Raw genomic sequence first — 21,366 nt, forward strand, 5'->3', positions numbered from 1 at the left:
AAAGTCACATATCCAATCATAAATTTCTTAAAAAGAGTTTGAATTTAAATATGAAGGCATATTCCAAATTATGATATGCTTTTTTGAGGTGTAACGTTCGTTTAGGTTGCTATTCAAACTAAGCTAACATTGACCTAACATAAAAATCATACATATACGCCAGAAGGTTATATCAAAATTCTAGCGTTTTTACTTTTATAGAAACTAGATAAATTAAATAGCCTTACTCACGCGTTATTTTACGCACGTTGCAGTTTTAATCAGCCCTAATTTACATTTAACACCTCAAATTATCAAGTGAATAAAAAGGGAGGTATCTTATTGTTTAAAGAAGTTTCAAAACCTCAATTAGTACTATCTTTTTTAATGGTTTTTATAGGTTTTTCACAAGCATTTAACAACTGGGGAGAAAAGAGAGGTTTATCTTTATTCTTTTTAATTGCTAGTAGTGTACTTTTACTTTTTTCTATTATTGGTCTGTTTGTTTATAGGAAAAGGCAAATAACACTAAAGACTAAAGAGCTTCAAAGGGGTTCTGGGTTATAAAGAAAAAAAGATTGAAGCGATTAGCCTCAATCTTTTTTACTCACGCATACGCTAGCCGTATTTTATTAGCCCCACTAACATGCCGTAAAATACATTAACATTCGTTGCTCAAAATGGTGATATATCAATTGCGTAGTCAACGTGCATTGCTTCTATTTGACGTTCGGATAAATCATTGTTGCTGGGTCTACATATTCATCGAACTGTTCTTCTGTAAGTAAGCCACTTGCGATGGCTGCTGCCTTTAAGGTCGTGCCTTCTTTGTGGGCCTGTTTTGCGATTTTTGCTGCGTTTTCATAGCCAATATATGGGTTTAATGCTGTTACAAGCATTAATGAATCTTGTAAATTATGATTAAGTACCTCTTTGTTTGGCTCAATCCCTACCGCACAATGGTCGTTAAATGATTTCATTGTGTCTGCTAATAGGCGAGTTGATTGCAAGAAGTTGTAAATGATGACTGGTTTAAAGACGTTTAATTCAAAGTTACCTTGAGAAGCGGCAAAGGCAATCGTTGCGTCATTTCCAACTACTTGCGTGACAACCATTGTCATTGCTTCACTTTGGGTAGGGTTTACTTTACCTGGCATAATGGAAGAGCCTGGTTCGTTTTCTGGGATCGTAATTTCCCCAATACCTGAACGAGGGCCACTTGCTAGCCAGCGCACGTCATTGGCAATTTTCATTAAATCAGCCGCTAAAGCCTTTAATGCACCATGTGCTACAACAGCTTCATCATGACTTGTTAAGGCATGGAATTTATTTGCAGCCGATGTGAATTGTTTGCCTGTTAGCACACTAATTTCCTCAGCCACACGATCACCAAATTCAGGGTGAGCATTGATTCCTGTACCGACCGCTGTTCCACCAATTGCAAGCTCCTTCATATAGTCAATATTATGGATAATCATATGCTCTGATTTTGCGAGCATGGCTGCCCAGCCGCTAATTTCTTGACCTAATGTAAGAGGTGTCGCATCCTGTAAATGCGTACGACCAATTTTAATAATGTCCTTAAATTGAGCTGCTTTATCTTCCAAAGTTGCTTTTAGTAAACGTAGTCTTGGTAATAAATAATCTTCCACTTTTAAAACAGCCGCAATATGCAATGCTGTTGGGAATGTATCATTTGAGCTTTGTGATTTATTGACATCATCATTTGGATGAATACGGTCCGCTTCACCAGCATCCTCTAATAGTTGATTCGCACGGTGAGCAATGACTTCGTTCACATTCATATTGGATTGTGTACCACTACCAGTTTGCCAAACCACAAGAGGGAATTGATCGTCCCATTGACCATTTAAAATTTCATCTGCAGCCTGCACGATGGCATTTGCTTTAATATCAGAAAGTTTGCCTAGTTTATTATTCGCAATCGCCGCACTTTTCTTTAGGATCGTCATAGCTTGCACAAGCTCAATTGGCATTTGTTCCGTACCAATTTGGAAATTTTCTTTACTGCGCTGTGTTTGCGCGCCCCAAATTTTATTAGCAGGTACTTTAATTTCACCCATAGTGTCTTTTTCGATACGATAATCCATGTCAAAACAGCTCCTTTAGTATGTAAAGTTCTCCTCATGTACAGATAAAAACGGATACTCTTAGTCTGATGTAAGAATATCCGTTTGATACATGCTTATTCAAAAAAGAGGGGATTCTGAATAAAGCAATTTGGAGAAAGAAATAATCTATTGATAATGATAATTGTTATCAATTAAAAAGTCAACGGTTTTGCTTGAAGAAATTTAAAGTGAATGATTCGTAATCATTACCTATTTTATTCCCGAAATTTAAGGGAATAAACCATGTTTTAGTCGATTATCTCTTTTTCTTTCCAAGCTCTTTAAGAGGCTGTTTTTTAGGGATTTTTTCAAACAATATCTTCACATGAAAATGGTTGTCATCAACTTGTAGTACCTCCAACACCTTTGCCTTACGCCCTTTAATGCGAATATCTTCTTCCACAGTAGGTAGCTTGACGAGCAATTGACTTAAAACGGACGTCTTGTTTTCGTAATAATGCGTCACAAACATTGCGATTCTCCTTCTGACTTTTGATTGTTACTCAATTTATGAGCAAGGGATAATAGTTAGAACTTTGGAGGTGGTGATCAAAAAATGAAGAACAACGAATAGATGTTTAAGATAATTAAAAATTGAAAGGGGTCTCTAGGTGTACAGTTTTTTAAAACTGAAGTATTTTGGTTCACTACATAGTAAATAACATAAAACTATGTGATAAGAGCTAATAAAATAATTGGGTGTAAAATATGTTTGACACCTTATTTGTCCTACCTTACTATTATGGTGTAAAAGATCTTTTACAAGCCAGGAGCGGAGTGGTGTTAGAAATGGAAAATAAAATAAGGGTATATCGAGAAAAAAATAGCCTCTCACAAGGTAAATTAGCGGAGTTATGCAATGTGACAAGGCAGACCATTAATGCCATTGAAAATAATAAATATGATCCAAGTTTGGAATTGGCTTTTACTTTGTCCTATATTTTAAGTGCTCCTATAGAAGAATTATTTATTTTTACATATGGAAGGAATGAGAAAAAGTGACGATTACAAAAAAGGTAAGTTTAATCGGTTCTTTAGTTATTATTGTTTCTATTGGTAGTTACGGTGTATATGAATGGATCACGAAAGAAATGATTGATGCAGCGACAATTTTCTTTGTATTCTTAGGAATAGGTCTTTTATTTCAGTCCATTACTTGGGGAGAAATGAACGGAGTAAATGAAGGAAAAAAAGATGAGTTAGAAAAACATATAACACTTGTTAGTTCAAAAATTAGTTACTATCTTTTACTGCTATTTATGGTTATTGTTTTAGTGATCTCAGAAAGAGTAACCGCTTTAAATGATATTAAGAATATTCCACTTGTTATTGTCATAGGACTTGCTTGGATTACTATGCCAATTACTGAGTTTGTGGTTTCTAAAAAATATAGTTAAATAAATTGATCATTGTAAAGAAGGCTGATTTATTTTGATGAAGTTTAATTTTAGATCAACTTACCTCGATAGATTGATTAAGAGGTGAGTTGATTTTTTTGTTGGATATTTATGTTAAAATAACTATGGAATTTTATGATAGGTTATTGTTATTAGACTACCTTGACAAAAAAATTTAGAAAAAGGGGCGAGAAAGAAGAATGACAAATAATATCATCGAACAAGCAAAACGGGGGTTGGAGGGTTTTGCTATTGGAGGTTATCATACTAGCGGAAATTTTGGTAAGTATCGGGAGGAATACTATAAATATTTTGGAGATCCAGATGATGAAACGAGAAAGTACGCTATAGCTGCATTTACTTGTATGCTGGGTACTTGGGAAACAGGTTCTCTTCAGATATTTCAGCCAATACAAGAGTGGGAGGAAAATAAGAAATGGAGCTCAAATCCATTAGACCAGAAGCGATTTTATCGTTTTAAAGATTATCTTTATGCACTGTTAGCACATCATGAGCAGATAGAGAAAGAATTTCCTTATATGTTTGAAGAGATTGTTTTGTTTTTAATAAAAATAGAATTAAATCAAGGGATCAGTTATGAAGAATGGTTTCCAGAGCATAACCCGAAATTGTTTCAGCGATTAAGAGAAGAAATTTTAATACCTAAACAACATTTGGCAGATAAAAGAAGTAATTGGGAATTATTGTTAAAAGAAATGGGTATTGAGCCTTTTTTTGAATCGGATCAATTTAGGTAATGAAAGTGATCCAAAATATCCGCTCAGAAAGGAAGTCTAGGTGATCAAAAAGAGAGGTACCCCACTTATTAGAAACAATCATTTAGCAAGCCACAGCGAAATAAAATTGCTATGGAAGCACTACTGCATGTTACGGGGAAATCATTCACTCAGTCAGTTAGAGAGGAGGTCAATGTCCAGTTATTTTATAAAAAAATCAAAAATATGACATGATACTACAGGTGAGAATTACAACTTTCGACATGTTTTTTATTTATTTCTCGGGAAATATCTCATAGCGAGTTGTGAAAATAGTAGGGACTTCGTCAGCTGTTTTAGGCTATTTATGTTGGGCTGGCTAGGGTGGATACATATAAAGGTGACATTTCAATCAAACAGGTGGGTGGATTATGTTTCAGCTTGAGGGATGTTCGCTATAATAAGAGTAAGGAGGAAATGAAATGTATTTAAAATCATGTAAGATGTTACAGGATACGATTCCCAATAAACAGGAGTATCCTTTTAATATTCCAAGCTTGCAGGATTTGCATGAGCTGGAGTTCCCGACGAATGTCACGTTCTTTGTTGGGGAAAATGGTTCGGGGAAATCAACATTACTGGAGGCGATTGCCGATCGCTGCGATTTCAATACGGCTGGCGGCGGTCGTCAAAATTTATATGAAGTACATAAGGCGGAATCTTCATTGGGGGAATATATCCGTTTGTCGTGGCTGCCGAAAATATCGAATGGGTTTTTTCTTCGATCAGAAACATTTTATCAATTTGCCAGCCATATTGATTTGATAGAAGATCCAAGGAGATACAACGCTTTTGGTGGGAAATCTTTACACCATCAATCTCATGGTGAATCCTTTCTTGCGTTATTTATGAACCGCTTTAAGGGTAAAGCCATTTATTTATTGGATGAGCCTGAGGCGGCATTGTCTCCAACGAGGCAGCTGAGCTTGCTGAAAATCATGAAGGACCTCGAGCATGAGGCACAATTTATTATTGCTACACACTCACCCATTTTGCTTGGCTATCCCAATGCAACGATTTATAGTTTTGATCAAGGAGAAATTGAATCCATTCGCTATGAGGATACCATTCATTACATCGTGACCAAACGTTTTTTAGATGCGCCACAGTCCATATTAAGAGAGTTATTTGATGAGGAGAGAGAATCATGAATCAACGAAAAGGCTTAATCATGCGAGAAATCCGATTAGATGAAATGGCACAGTCCATTGATTTACTGAATTATGTCTTTCAAATGTCAATGTCCATTCACAAGGATCGTCGCTTTGTGAATGCTAAGAGTAGGCAATTTAATGAAGGGCATGCTATCGGGTGGTTTGATGGCTCACAGCTTGTATCGCAAATATTAAGTTTGCCTTTTGAGGTGAATGTGCATGGTAAGATTTATGAAATGGGTGGCATCACAGCAGTTGGGACATACCCTGAATATTCAGGACATGGCTTAATGGAGAGCTTGATCATTGAGAGTCTGCAAAGTATGCGAAATGAAGGACAATATATATCCTATTTGTTTCCATATTCTATTCCTTATTACCGCAAAAAGGGATGGGAAATTATGAGTGATATTGTGGAATTTCAAGTGAAGGATACACAGCTTCCTCATTATGCTGGGCTTAATGGGAAAATTCGCCGAGTTGATCCGAAGCATGAGGATGTGGTGGATATCTACGCACGCTATGCACAGAAAACGCATGGCGTAATGGTGCGCAATAGTATTGCCTGGAACGAGAAATTTCAGGAGGATTTCTGGGAGGAGAAATTTATAGATAGTGATGTGAACCTTCAGGCAGCGGTCTACTATGATGAAGAAGATGTGGCGCAGGGCTATATGTTCTATCGTATTATGGAGGAAAATTATTACATTGATGAAATCGTCTATATGCAGGAAGAGGCTCGGAAAGGTTTATGGAATTTCGTCTCGGCTCACAGCTCGATGGTCTACAATGTCTATGGGAAAACAACCGGAAATGAAGCGGTAGCCTTTTTATTAGAGGACAGCGAGATCATTCAAAAGGTATCACCTTATTTCATGGCAAGAATCGTCGATGTCAAAGAATTTTTACTGCGCTATCCATTTAACGGTCAGGATTTCGAGCTTCAGCTAGCTGTCAGTGATCGCACTGTGGCGTGGAATAATGGTACCTACATCATCAAAATGAAAGATGGAAACCTTGCTGTGCAGAAGGTAAGTGAGACGTTGAACGCGAATGCTGTGCATTTAACAGTGCAAACACTGGCTACCATGCTGTTAGGCTACAAACGTCCAACCTATTTAGAAAAAATTGAACGATTACAGGGACGTGCAGAGGAAATTGCATTGCTGGAGGCGGTTTTACCAGTAGGTATCCCAACATTTATTGATTACTTTTAAGTGGTATGGGGTAAGAGCCATAACGTTGATGGTTATGGCTGCCACGCCTCTTTTAACAGCTCAATCCCCAGCTTGATTTCTTCCAACGCTAATTTACTAAAGCCTAATTGCAGCATTGGTTCCTCATTTTTTTGAAGGATAAAAAAGGGGCTTGTCGGATAAACCTTCACACCGTAAGTCGCCGCTCGTTGGATTAGCTGCTGCTCGGAAAGCGGAGACTTTATCTTCACTAATACATAGAGTCCTGATTGCTCGCCTAACACGGATATTTGCTGCCCAAAATGTCGTTGTAGCTCCTGTACAAGGTGCTGCATTTTTTGTTTATAGGTCAAACGCATTCGTTTAATATGGCGTGACCATTCTCCCTGCGCCATAAATTGGGCCATTGTGCGTTGATGGAGGGACGAAGCATTTTGTTCAAAATGAGCAAAACGCTCTTTATAGGGCTGAACAAGTGCATTTGGTAGCACCATATAGCTTAAACGCACACCTGGTAAAAATGATTTGGAGAAGGTGCCGAGATAGATTACCCTTGATGAGTCGATGGAAGCCAGGGCAGGAAATGGCTGTTGTGTATAGCGAAACTCTCCATCATAATCATCCTCTAGAATATAACCATCAACTTGTTGAGCCCATTGTATTAAGGTCTGTCGCTGCTGAATAGACATGGACACACCGTATGGGAAATGATGTGACGGGGTGACATACATTAAGCGTGATTGACAGTTTTGGAGTATGTCAAGTTGAGCTCCTGTTTCCATTACAGGTAGTGGCTCTATTTCGAAGTGATGTAACTGGAAGGCTTCCCGTGCACCATCATAGCCAGGGTCTTCCAAAAGAATGCTTGGGAAAGATTCTTTTAGTAAAAAGCCAAGATACAAGAGCATTTGCTGTGTGCTACTACCAATAACGATATTGTCGCTCGTTGTATAAACCCCTCTTGCTTGTAGTAAATACGGCACAAGCTGCTCCTTTAGCACTGATTCTCCAAACAGTTGTCCATATTCGTAACAGGTTGATTCCTGTAATACTTGATTGGCAATTTGGCGCCATGTTTTCATGGGAAAATGTTGCTGATCGACAGCCCCAGCGCGAAAATCTACAAGATAGGATGCAGCCTTCTTTTTTGGCTGTGTCATAGGGGACTGTTCCTGCTCCTTTAGAAAAACCTGCTCTAGTGCATTGACGAAATAGCCTTTTCGTCCCTCCCCACGTATGTATCCTTCTGCTACAAGCTGTTCATAAGCGGTTAATGTAGTATTACGACTGACCTGTAAAGTTTCTGCAAGTTTTCGTATAGAGGGCAGGGAATCATCTGTTTGAAGTGAACCTTGCATAATAAGTGCTTTAATTTGCTGGTACACTTGCTTATATTTTGCCTCTTTTTCTGTTAATAGAAAGATAAAATCGTCCATAAGGCACCACCTTGACATGTTAAAATGTTTGGAACTGTTTCTTTTGAAATGTCAGATTATTTACTACCATCATACTAGAAGGACAATCAAAAAGAAATGGAGAGCATAACATGAAAATTTGTAAGGTGACACAGGAAACGATAGGAGAAGTAGTCCCATTATTTAATGCCTATCGTGAATTTTATGGACAATCATCTGATTTACAGCAAGCTGAACAGTTTATACAGGAGCGAGTGATGGGAGGAGAGTCTACTATTTTTCTGACATATTTGGAGGAGAAGCCAGTTGGATTTGCACAATTGTTTCCAGTCTTTTCATCTGTAGCTATGAAACGAGCGTTTCTCTTAAATGATTTATTTGTAGCGGAACAAGCCAGAAAACAAGGTATAGCACAGTCGTTGATGGAGCAATGCTATGCCTATTGTCAGCAGGAAGGTGCTCGTTACATGATGCTTGAAACCGCCAGAGATAATGTCCAAGCACAGAAGCTCTATGAAAAAATGGGCATGACGGTTGATGAAACTGTTTATTATTACAGTATTTATTGGTGATTTTTTTCGATGTGATGGATGTTGGTGGAGAGCCTCATAAATGAGGAGAAAGTGATCCAACTGAAGGAGAGTCCACCCGCTCCTAAATGTGGCAAAAGCGATGATCCAAATAAGAGCCCGCTCAAATGCCCCTTTATATCTAAACTTAACTTCAGCCCCCACCATTTATTGTGTAATGGAGGGGGCTTTGTGTTTAGGCGTGGCTCATCCATCCTGCGAAGAGACCTGAGGAGAAAAAGCGGGTAATGTTTTGAAAGCCCGCTTCACTTAATAGCTGTTGGATTTCTTGATCGGAGAGGAAAGAAATATTCATGATGCCCTTGCCCATGTTATCTACCTTTTCTTTTGTATAGCCGGCATCTAAAAAGTAGCTCTGCCATATTTTGATGCGATCTTGTAGTTCGTCACTTTCTCGATCTCCGTAGGCACATGCGAGGACAAAGGGCATTCCAGGTTTTAATTGCTTGTGAATGTTTTGCAGTAGATGAAGTTTTTCCTGTCGATCTTCAATAAAATGAAGAACGAGGATACAGCTTGCTGCATCGAATTTTGGTGTTGATTGTGGCAAGCGCTCGATTGTTCCTTGTAGTAGCTGAACGCGACTTTCAATAGCGAGTTGTACGGCTTTATGTTGTGCGATTTGGAGCATTTCCTCAGATGGGTCAACCCCAGTGAACTTCCATTTAAGGTTTGTTGGTCCCCATGCAGAAAGCTCGTTGCCCCCACCAGCTCCTACAACAAGTAGGGAAGCTTCTTGTTCCCATAAATGCATGCGGAAATAGGCTTGTGTCACGGCAAATAATGTGTCATACGCAGGCACTGATATCCGCGTGCTTCGCTCATATGTTCTTGCCTTTTCTAATAAATGTGTAGATAACGTACCCATTGTGATAGCCTCCAGTGTTTTAATGTCTCCATTACAGACCTTTAATGTCTGTAATAGAGTATAAATGAAAATAACTGAAAAGACAAAGGAGCCCCCGTAGACAGCGATTTTTATGTAAAACATTTAAAAATTAATAATAAAGATAAATAATTTAATGTTTATCATTAAATTACTATTGAAAATAATGGTGCTTTCTTCTATGCTTGTAGTAAACAGGAGGGGAAATAAGATGATGAATAGTTTAATTAGTGCCATTTTGCAAGTGATGTTATTTTCAGTGATTCCATTTATTTGGTGGCTTTGCACAGCGAGAAAAAAACAGCCCTTTTTAACGTGGATAGGATTGCAAAAGCCCATTGTGCTACGCAAGGGAAGGTATGCCATGTACATTGTACTCTCCATTTTCGCGCTGTTCGTACCGAGCTTTGCGCTCATCTTTTTCTATATTGATCGCTCCTTACTAGCAGCGAATCAATTCGTGGGACTTGGAGCGACAGCAGTCATTCCAGCACTTTTCTATGCCATTATTCAAACAGGTTTATCAGAGGAGCTATTATTTCGCGGCTTTTTATTAAAGAGATTAATAAAGACTTTTGGCTTTCAAGTAGGTAATGTCGTGCAAAGTTTTGTTTTTGGCTGTGTTCATGGGGCCATGCTATGGTCGGTACTTCCACTTCAAGTAATCTTATTCGTTGTCCTTACTACAGCACTTGCTGGTTATGTGATGGGCTGGGTGAATGAACGAATTGCTGGGGGCTCTATTATTGCTAGTTGGAGTATCCATAGTATCGTAAATTTCATAGCGGCGTGCTTGTATATGTTTAAATTTTGACTTATTTGCATTTCTTTGCTGTCACTTGCATAATAGGGCAAAGAGGATTTTTTCGTGAAGGGACGTGCAAGCATGACAGAGTGGCCTAAGGGAGTAGCAAAACCAGCAATTCGCGCATTACATGCCGCGGGCTATACAGAATTGAAGCAGCTAGAAAGAGTTGAGCTTTCTACATTAGCTCATCTTCATGGAATGGGTCCAAAAGCTTTAGCAGCGATTGAGGCGGCACTAAAGGAAAGTAGGGAACCTCGTGAATAAGCTGACATTATTTTTACTGGCGATGGTTGTCTATTATATCCTCGTTGTAGTCATTATTAGCAAGCTGTTTATTATTCCTATTATGAAAGTGATGGCTCTTATCTTTTTTATAGGAGCAGGTTATATCTTTTCTCATAAAATGCGTAGGAAATTACAGTAGGAGGTAATATGAAAATTGTTAAATTAACATTCTTTTATTTAGCTATTATTTTATTGGCACTGACGCTGTCCTTAGCGGGTGTTCGTCTATCCATCTCTCTTGGGATATTTGCAGTAATTGCGGTAGGGATGATTTATCGCCATATACATATTTTATATCGCACAAACAATATGGAGCAGGTGGATCAATGGGTAAAAAATCATCGAAAAGAGCCTATATTTGCTGCCCTCTATGCATCAGCTTACAGGACAAAAGAGGAACAGATTCAGGCAATCGATGTCATCATCCATCATTATAAGCAGCCAGCCATTAAGTACAATTACCTCTTTATTAAGGCGATTATGGAGGAGAATCTTGGAGCTGCTAAAGTAGCCGCAAGACAAATTGATAAGGAGCCTTTAACTAGCTATGCATTATGCTATATCGCTGCGCTTGAAGGTCGATCAGCCGATATGAGAAGTGATAAACTAACACAGCCGTGGATGCAACCTGCAATTGAAGCGATTTATGCCTATACAATAAAGGATCAGGCTAAGTTCCGCCAATTCGCAGATGACAGCATCCAACAAGCACGTGGCATACAGAAATACGCTTTAATACATAATTTTAAGCAAATGGAAGATGAATTGGTAAAGGTATAATCGAAGGGCTACTTGATAATAGTATCAGGTAGCCTGATTTTGTGTCAGAAATCATAAATTCAATGAGGTGGAAATGTTTGTCTAAAATAGATCATATGATGCAGATTTTATGGATGCTGAATTCAGGTAGGAAAATTACTGCAAAAGAAATTGCTGAAAAATTAGAGATAAATATCAGATCCGTTTACCGCTATATTAACTCACTTTCTGCCAGTGGTGTGCCAATTATAGCTGAAACAGGTCATCATGGGGGATATACCCTGCTGAATAATTTTATTAAAAGTCCTCTTATTTTTGATGTTGATGAGAAAGCGGCATTACTTCATGCTTCTATTTTTGCAAAAGAAGCTGGTTATTTTTTAGATGAGGCATTAAACAGTGCAAAAGCAAAGCTTACAATGTATTCAAATCAGGAGCAAGAAAAAATGATTCAACAGCATTTACAAGGTTTCGAGATAATCGGTCCAACAGAATCCTCATTGGAGCCACTATTAAAAAAATTAGAAGAGAGTATAGTAAAGGAAACCTCTATAGAAATGGAATACCATACTAATAATGAAGAGCAATCTAAGTCTAGGTTGGTTAATCCATATGGTTTGGTTTATTGGAATCAAAACTGGTATGTCGTTGCATTTTGTCATGTAAGAAATGAAATCCGTACTTTTAAAGTAGGCCGAATTAGCAGTCTGCATCAAACCGTCATTCCCTTCCAACGACCACAATCTTTCTCTGCCAGTGATTTTTTTATGGAAAGCCTTTTTCCCCAAGAGGAACATAAACAGAACCTTGTGCCCTTCATCATTTGTGGAAAGACAAGTGCTGTGGATGCAATCAGTCAGCATTGGTTTTTAAAGTATCACCTCCAAGAACGCACCAGTAAGAACGCAATATTTTTAGTAGATGAGGAAGCACTACATACATATGTACCTTATTTACTTTTTCCCTATGGAAAATCAATCCAAGTAGTAGAACCCATAAGTCTAAAGCAAAAGATAATTGACGTTTTATATGAGCTCATACATTTTTATGAAAAATGAAAACTTTACTGACGGAGAATGTCAGTAAAGTTTTTTTATACTAAGCATAGTTTCAATAAAAGGAGTGTTTATTATGCAGACAAGAAAAGTCTATCTTTATGTATTTGATACAATGGCAGATTGGGAGATAGGGTATTTAATGGCCGAATTAAATACAGGTAGATATTTTAAAAAGGGGCTAGAGCCTTTAGAGGTGATGACAGTAGGGATTGATAGAAGTCCTGTTACGACGATGGGTGGCATCACCATACTTCCAACGATGACCGTTGCTGAATGTCACTTGAATAGCATGGATATCTTGATTCTTCCAGGAGGCAATACATGGCTAGAATCTATTCATGAGCCTGTATTGAATAAAGTCTCCAAAGCGTTGAATGAAGATGTTTTCGTAGCTGCAATTTGTGGTGCAACATTTGGTCTCGCAAAGGTTGGTTTGCTTGATAGAAGACAACATACGAGCAACGATCTCGAATACTTGAAGATGCTTTGTCCACATTATATGGGGGATGAACATTTTAAACAGAAGCCAGCCGTAACTGAAGGGAATTTAGTAACGGCATCTGGCATTGCACCATTGGATTTTGCCTACCATGTTTTGAGGCTGCTCGATGTTTTTACACCTGAAACATTACATGCTTGGTATAAGCTTTATGAGACGCAGGAGAAAAAATATTTTTATGAATTAATGACATCCATTGAATAATAATTAGTCTAAGAAGAGCATGCTCATTGTTAAAACATGCTCTCTTTGTTTTACATTAACTTTTTTTATCCAACAAAATGCCTCGCACAATACCCATCATGAAGATGCCAAATAACAGCAGTAAAAATAGGTAAGCATGCCATTGTTGTAAAATACGTTCGCGTCCTAAAGCCACCATAAGATCATTGAAAAGGGAGTAGGTAAAATACAATAGAATACTATTTTTGATGAGACAAAACGTTAGGATGCCATTTTGTCGCTGTCTATGGGATAGCGGTGCTTTATTTTTACGCATCACAGGATAAGCGGCCTTTATCTCTAAATAGTGTAAAAGTAGAAAGAGCATAAGAGCGACAAAGGGTAAATAAAAAATAGCGATTTTTGGACCGAATTGGGCATGGTCACTCGTGAAGCTTTGCAAGACAGGAATCGTGACTGGGAGCTTGCCATATTGAATAAGTGTAGCTGTAATACCAGCTAAAAAAATAGTCGCCACAATAACTGTTAGCTGGTGACAAAAGCGTGGTGTGGGTGTTTTTTGTTGTATGTGCATCCTTGCTCCTCATTTCCATCATCATTGATAATAACAATCTGTTATACTGTATCATAGAATGATTGCTTTTTGTGTTAGGGAAAGAAGGATATTATGGAATACTTGTTGTTTTTACTTATTGGCATCATTGGGAATGTCATTGGTACGTTAGTTGGGGGTGGTGGCTTAATTACCTTGCCAACGATGATGCTAATGGGTGTACCCGTCCATTCTGCTATTGGCGCAAATAAAGTGTCCAATATGGTGAGTGCTTTTTCAAGCTTTTATACAATTTATCAACGTAAGGAATTAGCATGGAATGAAATGCGTTCGGTGTTACTTGTCTCTTTAATCGGAGGTACATTGGGGGGACTTTTCGCTTCATTCATGAGTAGTCAATCATTAACGTTCATTGCTATTATTTTACTTGGCTTTGCGCTTGTCATGTCCTTTATGGGGGGAGCTGATTTTGGCGACAAGGAACGTTTTACGATGAATCGAAAAAACGGTCCGATCCTTCTTGGGGTTGGCTTTTATGACGGTATGTTTGGTCCTGGCAGTAGTACATTGGCGCTTTATACATATGCACATGAGAAGATTTCCTATATTAAAGCAGTCGGGCTATCACGGGTAGGGGTATTTGCAATGTGCTCAGGAGCAGCGATTACCTATATTGCTACAGGGAAAATCGAATGGCCGTTAACACTTATTTTAATGATTGGCTCGACGATTGGCGCACAAATTGGGCTTGTACTAGCCAGAAAAGTGAAAGCACATCAGGTAAAGCTTTTACTGCGCATTGTAACGATTGTGCTGATCATACAGCTTGTTTATGATTTCATCCATCAGCTTTAGGAGGTGACTGTCCTGTTTGAAATTTCTCCCTATCCGACCTTTTCGTGGTCGCTATCGCGTCATAAAACATTGACAAGCTGCGCCCGCAAATACGGCTATGAATATTACTTTTCACATAACGGGTGGCTCAGTTACAATGTGGAGCCATATCATCAACAGGTGTATCGCTTAAAAAAGCTGCAATCGATGCCTATTTTATTTGGGCAAATTGTCCATCGATACATTGAGCAGGCCATTAATGATTATTTACAAACAGGAAAAGCTCCCACTGTAGAGGAGCTAATTCAATTGGGGCGCGGGCAGCTGAATGCAGCCTTTATTGACTCCACTCGTCGTCTTGAATTTTGGAGGCAAAAACCAAATAAGTATTATATGATGCAGGAAATCTATTATCATGGCACCCTTTCTCCTGAGCTAGTGCAAGACTATAAAGAACGTTTACAACTTGTCTTTAATCATTTTTTAATGAGTGAAACATTCCAGCAAATCACCTCACAAAAAGGCTCTCTCCGTATCGGGGAGCCAGAGCAATTCCGCTCCATGAAAATAGAAGATGTCCAGGTATTTGTTGTTATGGACTTTCATTATTATGATGAACTGAGAGATAAATGGATTATTGTTGACTGGAAGACCGGTGGAGAATCTGATGATGACCGTCAGCAATTAGCCCTCTACGCTTACTATGTTCAGCAAAAATACCGTGTGTCTCTAGCGCAAATCGAGGTCTATAATGAATATTTATTAACAGGCAAGCGCAAGAAATATAGTTTTACAGACATCGATATGGAGAACATTTTGTATACGTTTCAGCGCAGTGTTTTAGAAATGAAAAAGTATCAGGCTGATATTTTTTCCAACGAGCCCGTGGACATCGAGGACTTTGAACAAACACAAGAAAAATGGCATTGTCGTGGCTGTAATTTTAGGGAGCTATGTGTGCAGAAATATGATGAAAAATTGAGCAAGTGACCAAAAAGTCATCGAAATGGTCGCTTGCTTCATTTTTATTCTTTTGGGTTAAATGACTATATGTATTGATTGTCATTTTTATATCAGAGTGACCTAGTTGCTCCTGTATGATCTTAAAATTTACATACCGACTGACCATAAATGAGGCATATGAATGTCGTAAAGCGTGAAAATTCAACTTTGGTAAACTATACTTTTCAATAATTCTTCTCCAAGCAAGATCTATAGCAGCAGGTTTTGATGGATAACCATCTGATTTTGTAAAGATTAAATTTAAGGGAGTACCATCATCATCTTTTATCGGATTCCAAGCGTCACCCATTTTATTTTTTAATTCCACTTTTTTAACTTTTCATCTTCTTATTTGATACTTCGATTTCGAAATCTGTAATAGCTTCCTTTATTGCACGATCAGACATGGATTTCATACGTATGGTTTTAGTATAAGTCGTTCACCCGTCTCTTCATCATACCCATGTTTAACAGTAACATTTATTCGAAGTTCTCCTTTCTTGGTAGGTGGTAAAACTGTATAACTTGCCATAATTATTCTCCTTTCTTAATTTCTTATAGTTGCTGTTAAATTTAAATAATAACCACCACCTTTAAGGGAGTGTACGTTCTGTTAAGGGTGAAAAATTTTTATGTTCCATAACGATTAAAAGGTGTTTCAAACCAATTAATTAATTCTAATACCCCTAATGTCTCAAAATATATAGTGAAATTATCAATAGATACATATAAATCCTACTTACTCTTGTACCCTTCAAGAGCTTCATCTAAAAAGTCTTCAGTTACGTTAAGAAAATCAGCTAGCTCATAACGATTCACTACTTGCAATTTATGAGCTTGTATTATTTTTGAAAAGGGAACAAGTATCATGTATGCCAATCCACGTGCTCTCAACTCTTGTGGAAACTCTGTTCCTCCACCATTTGCCGAAGCATTTGTATGAGCAAATTTACCTGAGATGTGTGCAACTAGCAGTAGATACGCAGTGAATATTTGATAAATTTTGTACAGAAGGGAGAATGGAAATGCACAACACAGTTATCCACGAATTAAGGAGGAAGTTGCAGCTATTTTTAAACAATCACAAGGAGAGCCCACATTTGAAGATACAGTTTTAGAAGGAAAAGAAAGACATTATACAATAATTAATGAGCTTGATGTTGAAAAGTATTTAAACATTGGAGAGCGACAAGAACTAGCGATTGTGTTAGATAGGATCTCCAAACATTAAGAATGGGATAAACCGTTGGGAAAGAGTTGCAGATTATCCTTAGAGTTAATGAACAGTATGCTATTTCTTTTCATATTTTTTACTATTCCATGCCCAATTTAAAAAAGCATAAACAAGTACTGCCCATAAAGAAAAGAAGAGATTATTAAGAAAATCCCAATTACCTTTTTTGAAATAATCCGAAACAGACAAAAGTAAAAAAAGTATAACGAAGTAAACAATATTTAAGTATTTTCTGATAAATGTCACTAGAATCACCTTAATATGTATTTTTTTATAAATTACAACATAAAAAAGCCTTGGTGATTTGTGACTTAATGCTTCTATTCAATGATGACTACTACCAAAACCTAAAACGTATCATCAAGACTGTGGAAGTTTATACAACGAGTTTGGTGAGGATAAGCATACCATTGTAGATATGCGTTACTGGATACAGATGACTGTTATGAATGGGAAGACATAGCCGAAAAGCTTATATTTCATAATGTATTGTGTAAACGTAACATTTTAATAGATAAAACAGCAGAAAGTATTAGTTGGGTTTAAAATTTATTTCATTTCATTTGTATTTTTTAACACTACTAAAGTCATGTTTGATTATAAATTAAATATTATTATAGAAGAATCTTGATTTGAAAAAGTAGATGACAATATAAGAACCTTCATCATTAAAGAATGGAGGTTCTTTGGCAATGGATTGGTGATTTAACACTTTATAAATTGTAACTATTTGTCATTTAATAAAAGGTAATTAAATACTATTTAAGTTTAATTTGTAAAATTATACAATTGCGGTGTACCCGAAAAAATAAAGGAGTGGAAAAAATGAAGAAATTTAGCGGATTATTGATAGTTTTATTTATGACTATATTAGTAATTCCTGTAACAGCAAAAGCTAATGATGATATATTATCGGAGTTAGTAAAAAAAGAGGCACAAGATTACTGTGGTGTTTACACTCTAAGTCCAATGGACGGTTTTGAACCTATAGAAGTGCCTGAAAGCGAAATTCCAACTGATGAAATAAACTTTGTTGAAGAGAACGAGGCAATGAAAGCAGCGTCACCGATGAAAGATCAGGTGGCAACATCATCCTCTGGTTCAAAGATTGTAATGCCAGCAGCTAAAACTAGAAATTACGGTTATTGTCATATTTATGAGTATCATATGAAGTTTTCTAAGGGGAAAATAAAATATGAAACTCAAGTAAACAATGAATGGAAATCACAATTCAAATATGCTTATTATCCAGCAAAATCTATGGATATCGCAATGGAAGTAATAAATGGAACAGACGAACTGATAAAAGATCCTACAGTTAAAGATCGTTATACAAAAGAATTTATTTCGTTTAAAGAAGGACAAAGAGTTAGGGTTGCAATTCAAAAAGGGAGTTCATGGTCAGGGTCATATTCAAAGTATGATTGGATTATTGTATCAATGTTCCCTGTATTCTAAACGTGTGTTATAATCTATATTATGGAAATTTTAAAAGAAAGTGACTATGGTATGGAAAATAATAAAATTATACAAAATGTGAAACAAACTATTTCTGGGATTGAAATTGGGTATTTTACCACTGCCAAAAATTATATTTATGATGAGTATTTTAAATATTTTAATGATGATGATAAAGAAACTAAAAAATATGCATTATTAATTTTTACATGCATGTTAGGCAACTGGTTTAATAAGTCTACTTTTGTCTTTAAACCTGAAAAGGAACGTTTAAAATACAACAATGAAAAAGGAACAAAATTTTTTAATTTTGAGGATTATATAACTTCATTATTAGATAACTATCAAAATATTAAACAAGAATTTCCTTATATGTTTGAGATTATTGTTGTGTATTTAATTTTGATAGAAAAGGATAAACATATGATTTATGAAGAATGGTTTCCAGAAATTAATCCGGAAATATTTCAAGAACTTAGGGAGAAAATTTTAATTCCCAACAAAAATTTGGTCGATGATTGTCATCCAATAAAATATTTATTTAGAGAAGTTGGAATTAAACCTTTTTTCAAAGGTGATTTTTTTGATGAATAAATACCAAAACCAAATTCAAATGTACAGCACCCCGAAAGTTAGACCAAAAATCTAACTTTTGGGGTGTATTTATTTTGGCAAAATACGATTATGAGTTTAAGAAAAAAGTCGTTGAAGCCTACTTTCAAGGGCATGGAAGTTATAGACAAATAGCTCTTCTATTTGGTATTTCCTCAGGCCATGGAGTGGTGAGAAGGTGGTTGAAGCAAGTAACTGCATTAGGATTTGATTCTCTTAGAAAACAGAAAAGACGTTCGGATTACACTATTCAATTTAAACTTGATGTAATAAACTATTATTTAAATAGTGGGGAATCTATCCGAGATGTCGCTCATAAATTCAATCTGCCAAATGACTCGATGGTTTTAAAGGACGTCCATCCATGTCAGACAAACAGAAGAAAACGAAGGAAGAAAAGTAATTATCGCGTGAACAAGAATTAGAACGGGAATCTTGCAAATATAGTACATACAAAGGCAATGTTGGAACGGTTGAGAAGAATCGTATTCACCGCCGTTTCCATACATCCATCCCCCATCAAAAATTGACAACGGATACCTCTGAATTTCAGTATGTCGTTACTGGAGAAGGTGGAAAAGTAACCATTAAAAAAGCTTATTTAGATGCATTTCTAGATATGTTTAATGGTGAAATAATTTCCTATCGATTATCTGAACGACCGAACGTACAAGCAATTCACGACGCTCAACTAGAGGCAATTGAACGAACATCAGATTGCCTTTTCCGACGAACCTTTCATTCAGATCGGGGATGGGCGTATCATATGAAACAATACGCAATTCTACTGGAAAACAATAAAATATTTCAAACCATGTCTCGAAAAGGAAACTGCTTAGACAATTCGCCAAAAGAAAATTTCTTTGGCCTACTGAAACAAGAAATGTATTATGGGACTATCTATACTAGTCTTGAAGAAATAAAACAAGCGAATGATAAGTATATCTACTATTATAATTACAAGCGAATAAAGAGTAAATTTGGCACCTATCGTGTAAGATTGGCTGCATAGAAAGGACAAAAGTCGTTATGGAACTTCATAAACTACAAAAGTTGAAAATAATAGTAGATCGGCCAATGGGCTATAAGGATGGTTTTGATAATATCTATCCGATAAATTATGGCTACGTACCTGGAATCATTGGTGGCGATGGAGAGGAACAGGATGTCTATATCCTTTCAAATAAGCTAAAGGGGCCAATAGATGAATTTACAGGTAAACTTATCGCAATTGTCCATAGAAATGATGACATTGAAGAAAAATGGGTCGTTACTTCAGAGGATGAAAATTACACAAAAGAGCAAATTAGAGAACAAATAAATTTCATGGAACAATGGTTTGACTCAAAAATTGAACTTTTAAATTAAAATAACGAAGAGGAGTAACTCCTCTCCGAAATAAGTCTAACTTTTGAGGTTCACTACACTCAAACTTTTAATAACAGTCGGTGATTAATAATGAAAACACAATGATTGAAGTTCGTTTAATAAATACAGCTTTTGATTTACACTGAAACTTTATGAAAGTTATAGTCAACTATCAGGCTGATATTTTTTCCAACGAGCCCGTAGACCTCGAGGACTTTGAACAAACACAAGAAAAATGGCACTGTCGTGGCTGTAATTTTAGGGAGCTATGTGTGCAGAAATATGATGAAAAATTGAGCAAGTGACCAAAAAGTCATCGAAATGGTCGCTTGCTTCATACCAACGTGTCCATATTTCAATTTGGGTGTCATTACGAATGTTCAGCTCTTCCAATATAACCTTTGTAGGAATACCTTGTAACTTCATTTCAACTGCCTTTAATTTTACTTCTTGTGGATAACTCACTCTCGTTCTCATGAAAATAAGCACCTCCAATAGATTTCAGGATACATTACCCTAAATTCAATTGAAGATGCTTTTTTATTTTGTCTAACCCGAAGGGGTCAGTTCGAATTTTCCTCAATACCTAATAAATTCGACACAATATCTGTACTATTTAAAAAAAGTTCTTGAATAGGTAAAACTGCAAAAGATAAGGATGAAGTTGTAGGAAATAATCGTTGTTTATCGTAAATAATATTGATCTTAAATTGTTTAATATTAAGATCATACAATATTTGAGACTGTGATAACTCGTTATATATTACTTGTCCGCCTACACTTTCAAATAATTTTTCTATAGCTATTTTCCCATGGAATCCATTCCACCAAGATAAAAATAATTTAACACTTTCTGAAAATCCAAACTCCCCATTTTCGTTTCTATCAAATAGTTGTCGGTAGAATGTACTTTCATTTTCCAAAACCCCATTACTATCGTAATATTGATTTTGCACAGTATTATTTATAACTTCATTCCATATCTCTTTAAATTTAATATTAAATTTTTCTTGAGGTAAGATACCCCAACCGGAGCTGTTAAAATTAGGGAATGGAGACTGCGGATTATTATTACTACTATTATTTAAAAATAAGTTTTGTATAAATATTAGATAATTTAAAGAGTATGGAGCTGTAACTTCTAAATTGAGTTGATTATTTTTAGCATTATTTAAATCAAACATGAAT

At 36.5% G+C, this 21,366-nt stretch carries 26 protein-coding genes and 2 pseudogenes; 20 read left to right on the forward strand and 8 right to left on the reverse strand.

Annotated features, from left to right (window positions below):
• Nucleotides 1-321 precede the first annotated feature (321 nt).
• A complete protein-coding gene (locus JIN86_RS10330) occupies nt 322-546 on the forward strand; it encodes a hypothetical protein (RefSeq protein WP_004228947.1) in 225 nt (74 codons plus the stop codon).
• Between the two features lie 152 nt (nt 547-698).
• On the opposite strand, the gene fumC is transcribed toward JIN86_RS10330, so the two are convergent.
• Both fumC and JIN86_RS10340 read right to left on the reverse strand, forming a co-directional pair.
• Nucleotides 699-2,090, reverse strand: coding sequence for a class II fumarate hydratase (fumC, locus tag JIN86_RS10335; RefSeq protein WP_202341874.1), 1,392 nt, complete (start codon nt 2,088-2,090; stop codon nt 699-701).
• Between the two features lie 277 nt (nt 2,091-2,367).
• Entirely contained in the window at nt 2,368-2,583 is a 216-nt protein-coding gene (locus JIN86_RS10340; RefSeq protein ID WP_202341875.1) for a hypothetical protein, read from the reverse strand.
• 317 nt (nt 2,584-2,900) lie between these two features.
• Between JIN86_RS10340 and JIN86_RS10345 the strand changes: the two genes are divergently transcribed.
• From JIN86_RS10345 to JIN86_RS10365, 5 genes are all read left to right on the forward strand, one after another.
• A complete protein-coding gene (locus JIN86_RS10345; protein ID WP_039884758.1) occupies nt 2,901-3,113 on the forward strand; it encodes a helix-turn-helix transcriptional regulator in 213 nt (70 codons plus the stop codon).
• On the forward strand, nt 3,110-3,508 hold the full coding sequence (locus JIN86_RS10350) for a hypothetical protein (protein WP_004228939.1): 399 nt from the start codon (nt 3,110-3,112) through the stop codon (nt 3,506-3,508). The genes JIN86_RS10345 and JIN86_RS10350 overlap by 4 nt, the downstream gene beginning before the upstream one ends.
• Before the next feature lie 200 nt (nt 3,509-3,708).
• On the forward strand, nt 3,709-4,266 hold the full coding sequence (locus tag JIN86_RS10355) for a hypothetical protein (protein WP_202341876.1): 558 nt from the start codon (nt 3,709-3,711) through the stop codon (nt 4,264-4,266).
• 440 nt (nt 4,267-4,706) lie between these two features.
• Entirely contained in the window at nt 4,707-5,435 is a 729-nt protein-coding gene (locus JIN86_RS10360; protein WP_202341877.1) for an AAA family ATPase, read from the forward strand.
• A complete protein-coding gene (locus JIN86_RS10365) occupies nt 5,432-6,655 on the forward strand; it encodes a GNAT family N-acetyltransferase (protein ID WP_202341878.1) in 1,224 nt (407 codons plus the stop codon). Before JIN86_RS10360 ends, JIN86_RS10365 begins: the two co-directional genes overlap by 4 nt.
• Nucleotides 6,656-6,687: 32 nt before the next feature.
• On the opposite strand, the gene pdxR is transcribed toward JIN86_RS10365, so the two are convergent.
• Nucleotides 6,688-8,070 (reverse strand): MocR-like pyridoxine biosynthesis transcription factor PdxR, encoded by a 1,383-nt coding sequence (pdxR, locus tag JIN86_RS10370; RefSeq protein ID WP_202341879.1) that lies wholly within the window; start codon nt 8,068-8,070, stop codon nt 6,688-6,690.
• Nucleotides 8,071-8,180: 110 nt separating this feature from the next.
• On the opposite strand from pdxR, the gene JIN86_RS10375 reads away from it, so the two are divergent.
• Complete coding sequence (locus tag JIN86_RS10375) at nt 8,181-8,621, forward strand: GNAT family N-acetyltransferase (RefSeq protein ID WP_202341880.1); 441 nt, start codon at nt 8,181-8,183, stop codon at nt 8,619-8,621.
• A gap of 193 nt (nt 8,622-8,814) precedes the next feature.
• Here the strand turns inward: JIN86_RS10375 and JIN86_RS10380 are convergent, their stop codons facing one another.
• Entirely contained in the window at nt 8,815-9,507 is a 693-nt protein-coding gene (locus tag JIN86_RS10380; RefSeq protein WP_202341881.1) for a class I SAM-dependent methyltransferase, read from the reverse strand.
• A 229-nt stretch (nt 9,508-9,736) separates the two neighbouring features.
• Between JIN86_RS10380 and JIN86_RS10385 the strand changes: the two genes are divergently transcribed.
• From JIN86_RS10385 to JIN86_RS10410, 6 genes are all read left to right on the forward strand, one after another.
• The gene (locus JIN86_RS10385; protein ID WP_202341882.1) at nt 9,737-10,339 is read left to right on the forward strand and encodes a CPBP family intramembrane glutamic endopeptidase; all 603 of its coding nucleotides are present in this window, start codon (nt 9,737-9,739) and stop codon (nt 10,337-10,339) included.
• Between the two features lie 72 nt (nt 10,340-10,411).
• Nucleotides 10,412-10,597: a helix-hairpin-helix domain-containing protein gene (locus JIN86_RS10390; RefSeq protein ID WP_202341883.1), complete on the forward strand. Its 186-nt coding sequence runs from the start codon at nt 10,412-10,414 to the stop codon at nt 10,595-10,597.
• Nucleotides 10,590-10,757: a hypothetical protein gene (locus JIN86_RS10395; RefSeq protein WP_202341884.1), complete on the forward strand. Its 168-nt coding sequence runs from the start codon at nt 10,590-10,592 to the stop codon at nt 10,755-10,757. Before JIN86_RS10390 ends, JIN86_RS10395 begins: the two co-directional genes overlap by 8 nt.
• A gap of 8 nt (nt 10,758-10,765) precedes the next feature.
• Nucleotides 10,766-11,398 carry a hypothetical protein gene (locus tag JIN86_RS10400; RefSeq protein WP_202341885.1) on the forward strand — a complete coding sequence of 211 codons (633 nt, stop codon included), beginning with the start codon at nt 10,766-10,768 and terminating at the stop codon, nt 11,396-11,398.
• Nucleotides 11,399-11,475: 77 nt separating this feature from the next.
• Entirely contained in the window at nt 11,476-12,435 is a 960-nt protein-coding gene (locus JIN86_RS10405; RefSeq protein ID WP_202341886.1) for a helix-turn-helix transcriptional regulator, read from the forward strand.
• Nucleotides 12,436-12,508: 73 nt separating this feature from the next.
• Nucleotides 12,509-13,138, forward strand: coding sequence for a type 1 glutamine amidotransferase family protein (locus JIN86_RS10410; protein WP_202341887.1), 630 nt, complete (start codon nt 12,509-12,511; stop codon nt 13,136-13,138).
• A gap of 55 nt (nt 13,139-13,193) precedes the next feature.
• On the opposite strand, the gene JIN86_RS10415 is transcribed toward JIN86_RS10410, so the two are convergent.
• On the reverse strand, nt 13,194-13,691 hold the full coding sequence (locus JIN86_RS10415; RefSeq protein ID WP_202341888.1) for a DUF1648 domain-containing protein: 498 nt from the start codon (nt 13,689-13,691) through the stop codon (nt 13,194-13,196).
• Between the two features lie 93 nt (nt 13,692-13,784).
• Between JIN86_RS10415 and JIN86_RS10420 the strand changes: the two genes are divergently transcribed.
• Together JIN86_RS10420 and JIN86_RS10425 are read left to right on the forward strand one after the other, a co-directional pair.
• Complete coding sequence (locus tag JIN86_RS10420; RefSeq protein WP_004228897.1) at nt 13,785-14,525, forward strand: sulfite exporter TauE/SafE family protein; 741 nt, start codon at nt 13,785-13,787, stop codon at nt 14,523-14,525.
• A gap of 12 nt (nt 14,526-14,537) precedes the next feature.
• On the forward strand, nt 14,538-15,494 hold the full coding sequence (locus JIN86_RS10425; protein WP_370568677.1) for a PD-(D/E)XK nuclease family protein: 957 nt from the start codon (nt 14,538-14,540) through the stop codon (nt 15,492-15,494).
• Here JIN86_RS10425 and JIN86_RS10430 read toward each other — a convergent pair.
• Nucleotides 15,448-15,834 (reverse strand): tyrosine-type recombinase/integrase, encoded by a 387-nt coding sequence (locus JIN86_RS10430; protein ID WP_202341890.1) that lies wholly within the window; start codon nt 15,832-15,834, stop codon nt 15,448-15,450. The genes JIN86_RS10425 and JIN86_RS10430 overlap by 47 nt on opposite strands.
• 1,731 nt (nt 15,835-17,565) lie before the next feature.
• On the opposite strand from JIN86_RS10430, the gene JIN86_RS10435 reads away from it, so the two are divergent.
• The 5 genes and pseudogenes from JIN86_RS10435 to JIN86_RS10455 all read left to right on the forward strand — a co-directional run bounded on the left by JIN86_RS10435 (nt 17,566) and on the right by JIN86_RS10455 (nt 20,178).
• A complete protein-coding gene (locus JIN86_RS10435; RefSeq protein ID WP_004228889.1) occupies nt 17,566-18,198 on the forward strand; it encodes a hypothetical protein in 633 nt (210 codons plus the stop codon).
• A 51-nt stretch (nt 18,199-18,249) separates the two neighbouring features.
• The gene (locus JIN86_RS10440; RefSeq protein ID WP_225340902.1) at nt 18,250-18,792 is read left to right on the forward strand and encodes a hypothetical protein; all 543 of its coding nucleotides are present in this window, start codon (nt 18,250-18,252) and stop codon (nt 18,790-18,792) included.
• A gap of 74 nt (nt 18,793-18,866) precedes the next feature.
• Nucleotides 18,867-19,235, forward strand: a complete 369-nt coding sequence (locus tag JIN86_RS10445) for a helix-turn-helix domain-containing protein (protein ID WP_004228886.1) — start codon at nt 18,867-18,869, stop codon at nt 19,233-19,235.
• Between the two features lie 2 nt (nt 19,236-19,237).
• A pseudogene (locus tag JIN86_RS23960) lies at nt 19,238-19,822 on the forward strand (DDE-type integrase/transposase/recombinase); the annotation flags it as partial.
• A gap of 17 nt (nt 19,823-19,839) precedes the next feature.
• Nucleotides 19,840-20,178 (forward strand): inorganic diphosphatase, encoded by a 339-nt coding sequence (locus JIN86_RS10455; RefSeq protein WP_009370982.1) that lies wholly within the window; start codon nt 19,840-19,842, stop codon nt 20,176-20,178.
• A gap of 324 nt (nt 20,179-20,502) precedes the next feature.
• On the opposite strand, the pseudogene JIN86_RS10460 reads toward JIN86_RS10455, so the two are convergent.
• Nucleotides 20,503-20,655, reverse strand: a pseudogene (locus JIN86_RS10460) (IS3 family transposase); the annotation flags it as partial.
• 86 nt (nt 20,656-20,741) lie between these two features.
• The gene (locus JIN86_RS10465; protein WP_004228879.1) at nt 20,742-21,362 is read right to left on the reverse strand and encodes a hypothetical protein; all 621 of its coding nucleotides are present in this window, start codon (nt 21,360-21,362) and stop codon (nt 20,742-20,744) included.
• Between the last annotated feature and the right edge of the window lie 4 nt (nt 21,363-21,366).

The sequence above is a fragment of the Lysinibacillus sp. HST-98 genome (assembly GCF_016757845.1).
Taxonomy (GTDB): Bacteria; Bacillota; Bacilli; order Bacillales_A; family Planococcaceae; genus Lysinibacillus; species Lysinibacillus capsici.

What these genes read in the sequence shown, in the direction of transcription:
- fumC (WP_202341874.1), bottom strand. Translation starts at nt 2,090, where the DNA reads ATGGATTATCGTATCGAAAAAGACACTATGGGTGAAATTAAAGTACCT.
- JIN86_RS10410 (WP_202341887.1), top strand. Translation starts at nt 12,509, where the DNA reads ATGCAGACAAGAAAAGTCTATCTTTATGTATTTGATACAATGGCAGAT.
- pdxR (WP_202341879.1), bottom strand. Translation starts at nt 8,070, where the DNA reads ATGGACGATTTTATCTTTCTATTAACAGAAAAAGAGGCAAAATATAAG.
- JIN86_RS10355 (WP_202341876.1), top strand. Translation starts at nt 3,709, where the DNA reads ATGACAAATAATATCATCGAACAAGCAAAACGGGGGTTGGAGGGTTTT.
- JIN86_RS10380 (WP_202341881.1), bottom strand. Translation starts at nt 9,507, where the DNA reads ATGGGTACGTTATCTACACATTTATTAGAAAAGGCAAGAACATATGAG.
- JIN86_RS10435 (WP_004228889.1), top strand. Translation starts at nt 17,566, where the DNA reads ATGAAGAAATTTAGCGGATTATTGATAGTTTTATTTATGACTATATTA.
- JIN86_RS10365 (WP_202341878.1), top strand. Translation starts at nt 5,432, where the DNA reads ATGAATCAACGAAAAGGCTTAATCATGCGAGAAATCCGATTAGATGAA.
- JIN86_RS10440 (WP_225340902.1), top strand. Translation starts at nt 18,250, where the DNA reads ATGGAAAATAATAAAATTATACAAAATGTGAAACAAACTATTTCTGGG.
- JIN86_RS10420 (WP_004228897.1), top strand. Translation starts at nt 13,785, where the DNA reads ATGGAATACTTGTTGTTTTTACTTATTGGCATCATTGGGAATGTCATT.
- JIN86_RS10415 (WP_202341888.1), bottom strand. Translation starts at nt 13,691, where the DNA reads ATGCACATACAACAAAAAACACCCACACCACGCTTTTGTCACCAGCTA.
- JIN86_RS10455 (WP_009370982.1), top strand. Translation starts at nt 19,840, where the DNA reads ATGGAACTTCATAAACTACAAAAGTTGAAAATAATAGTAGATCGGCCA.
- JIN86_RS10400 (WP_202341885.1), top strand. Translation starts at nt 10,766, where the DNA reads ATGAAAATTGTTAAATTAACATTCTTTTATTTAGCTATTATTTTATTG.
- JIN86_RS10345 (WP_039884758.1), top strand. Translation starts at nt 2,901, where the DNA reads ATGGAAAATAAAATAAGGGTATATCGAGAAAAAAATAGCCTCTCACAA.
- JIN86_RS10360 (WP_202341877.1), top strand. Translation starts at nt 4,707, where the DNA reads ATGTATTTAAAATCATGTAAGATGTTACAGGATACGATTCCCAATAAA.
- JIN86_RS10465 (WP_004228879.1), bottom strand. Translation starts at nt 21,362, where the DNA reads ATGTTTGATTTAAATAATGCTAAAAATAATCAACTCAATTTAGAAGTT.
- JIN86_RS10375 (WP_202341880.1), top strand. Translation starts at nt 8,181, where the DNA reads ATGAAAATTTGTAAGGTGACACAGGAAACGATAGGAGAAGTAGTCCCA.
- JIN86_RS10385 (WP_202341882.1), top strand. Translation starts at nt 9,737, where the DNA reads ATGATGAATAGTTTAATTAGTGCCATTTTGCAAGTGATGTTATTTTCA.
- JIN86_RS10390 (WP_202341883.1), top strand. Translation starts at nt 10,412, where the DNA reads ATGACAGAGTGGCCTAAGGGAGTAGCAAAACCAGCAATTCGCGCATTA.
- JIN86_RS10340 (WP_202341875.1), bottom strand. Translation starts at nt 2,583, where the DNA reads ATGTTTGTGACGCATTATTACGAAAACAAGACGTCCGTTTTAAGTCAA.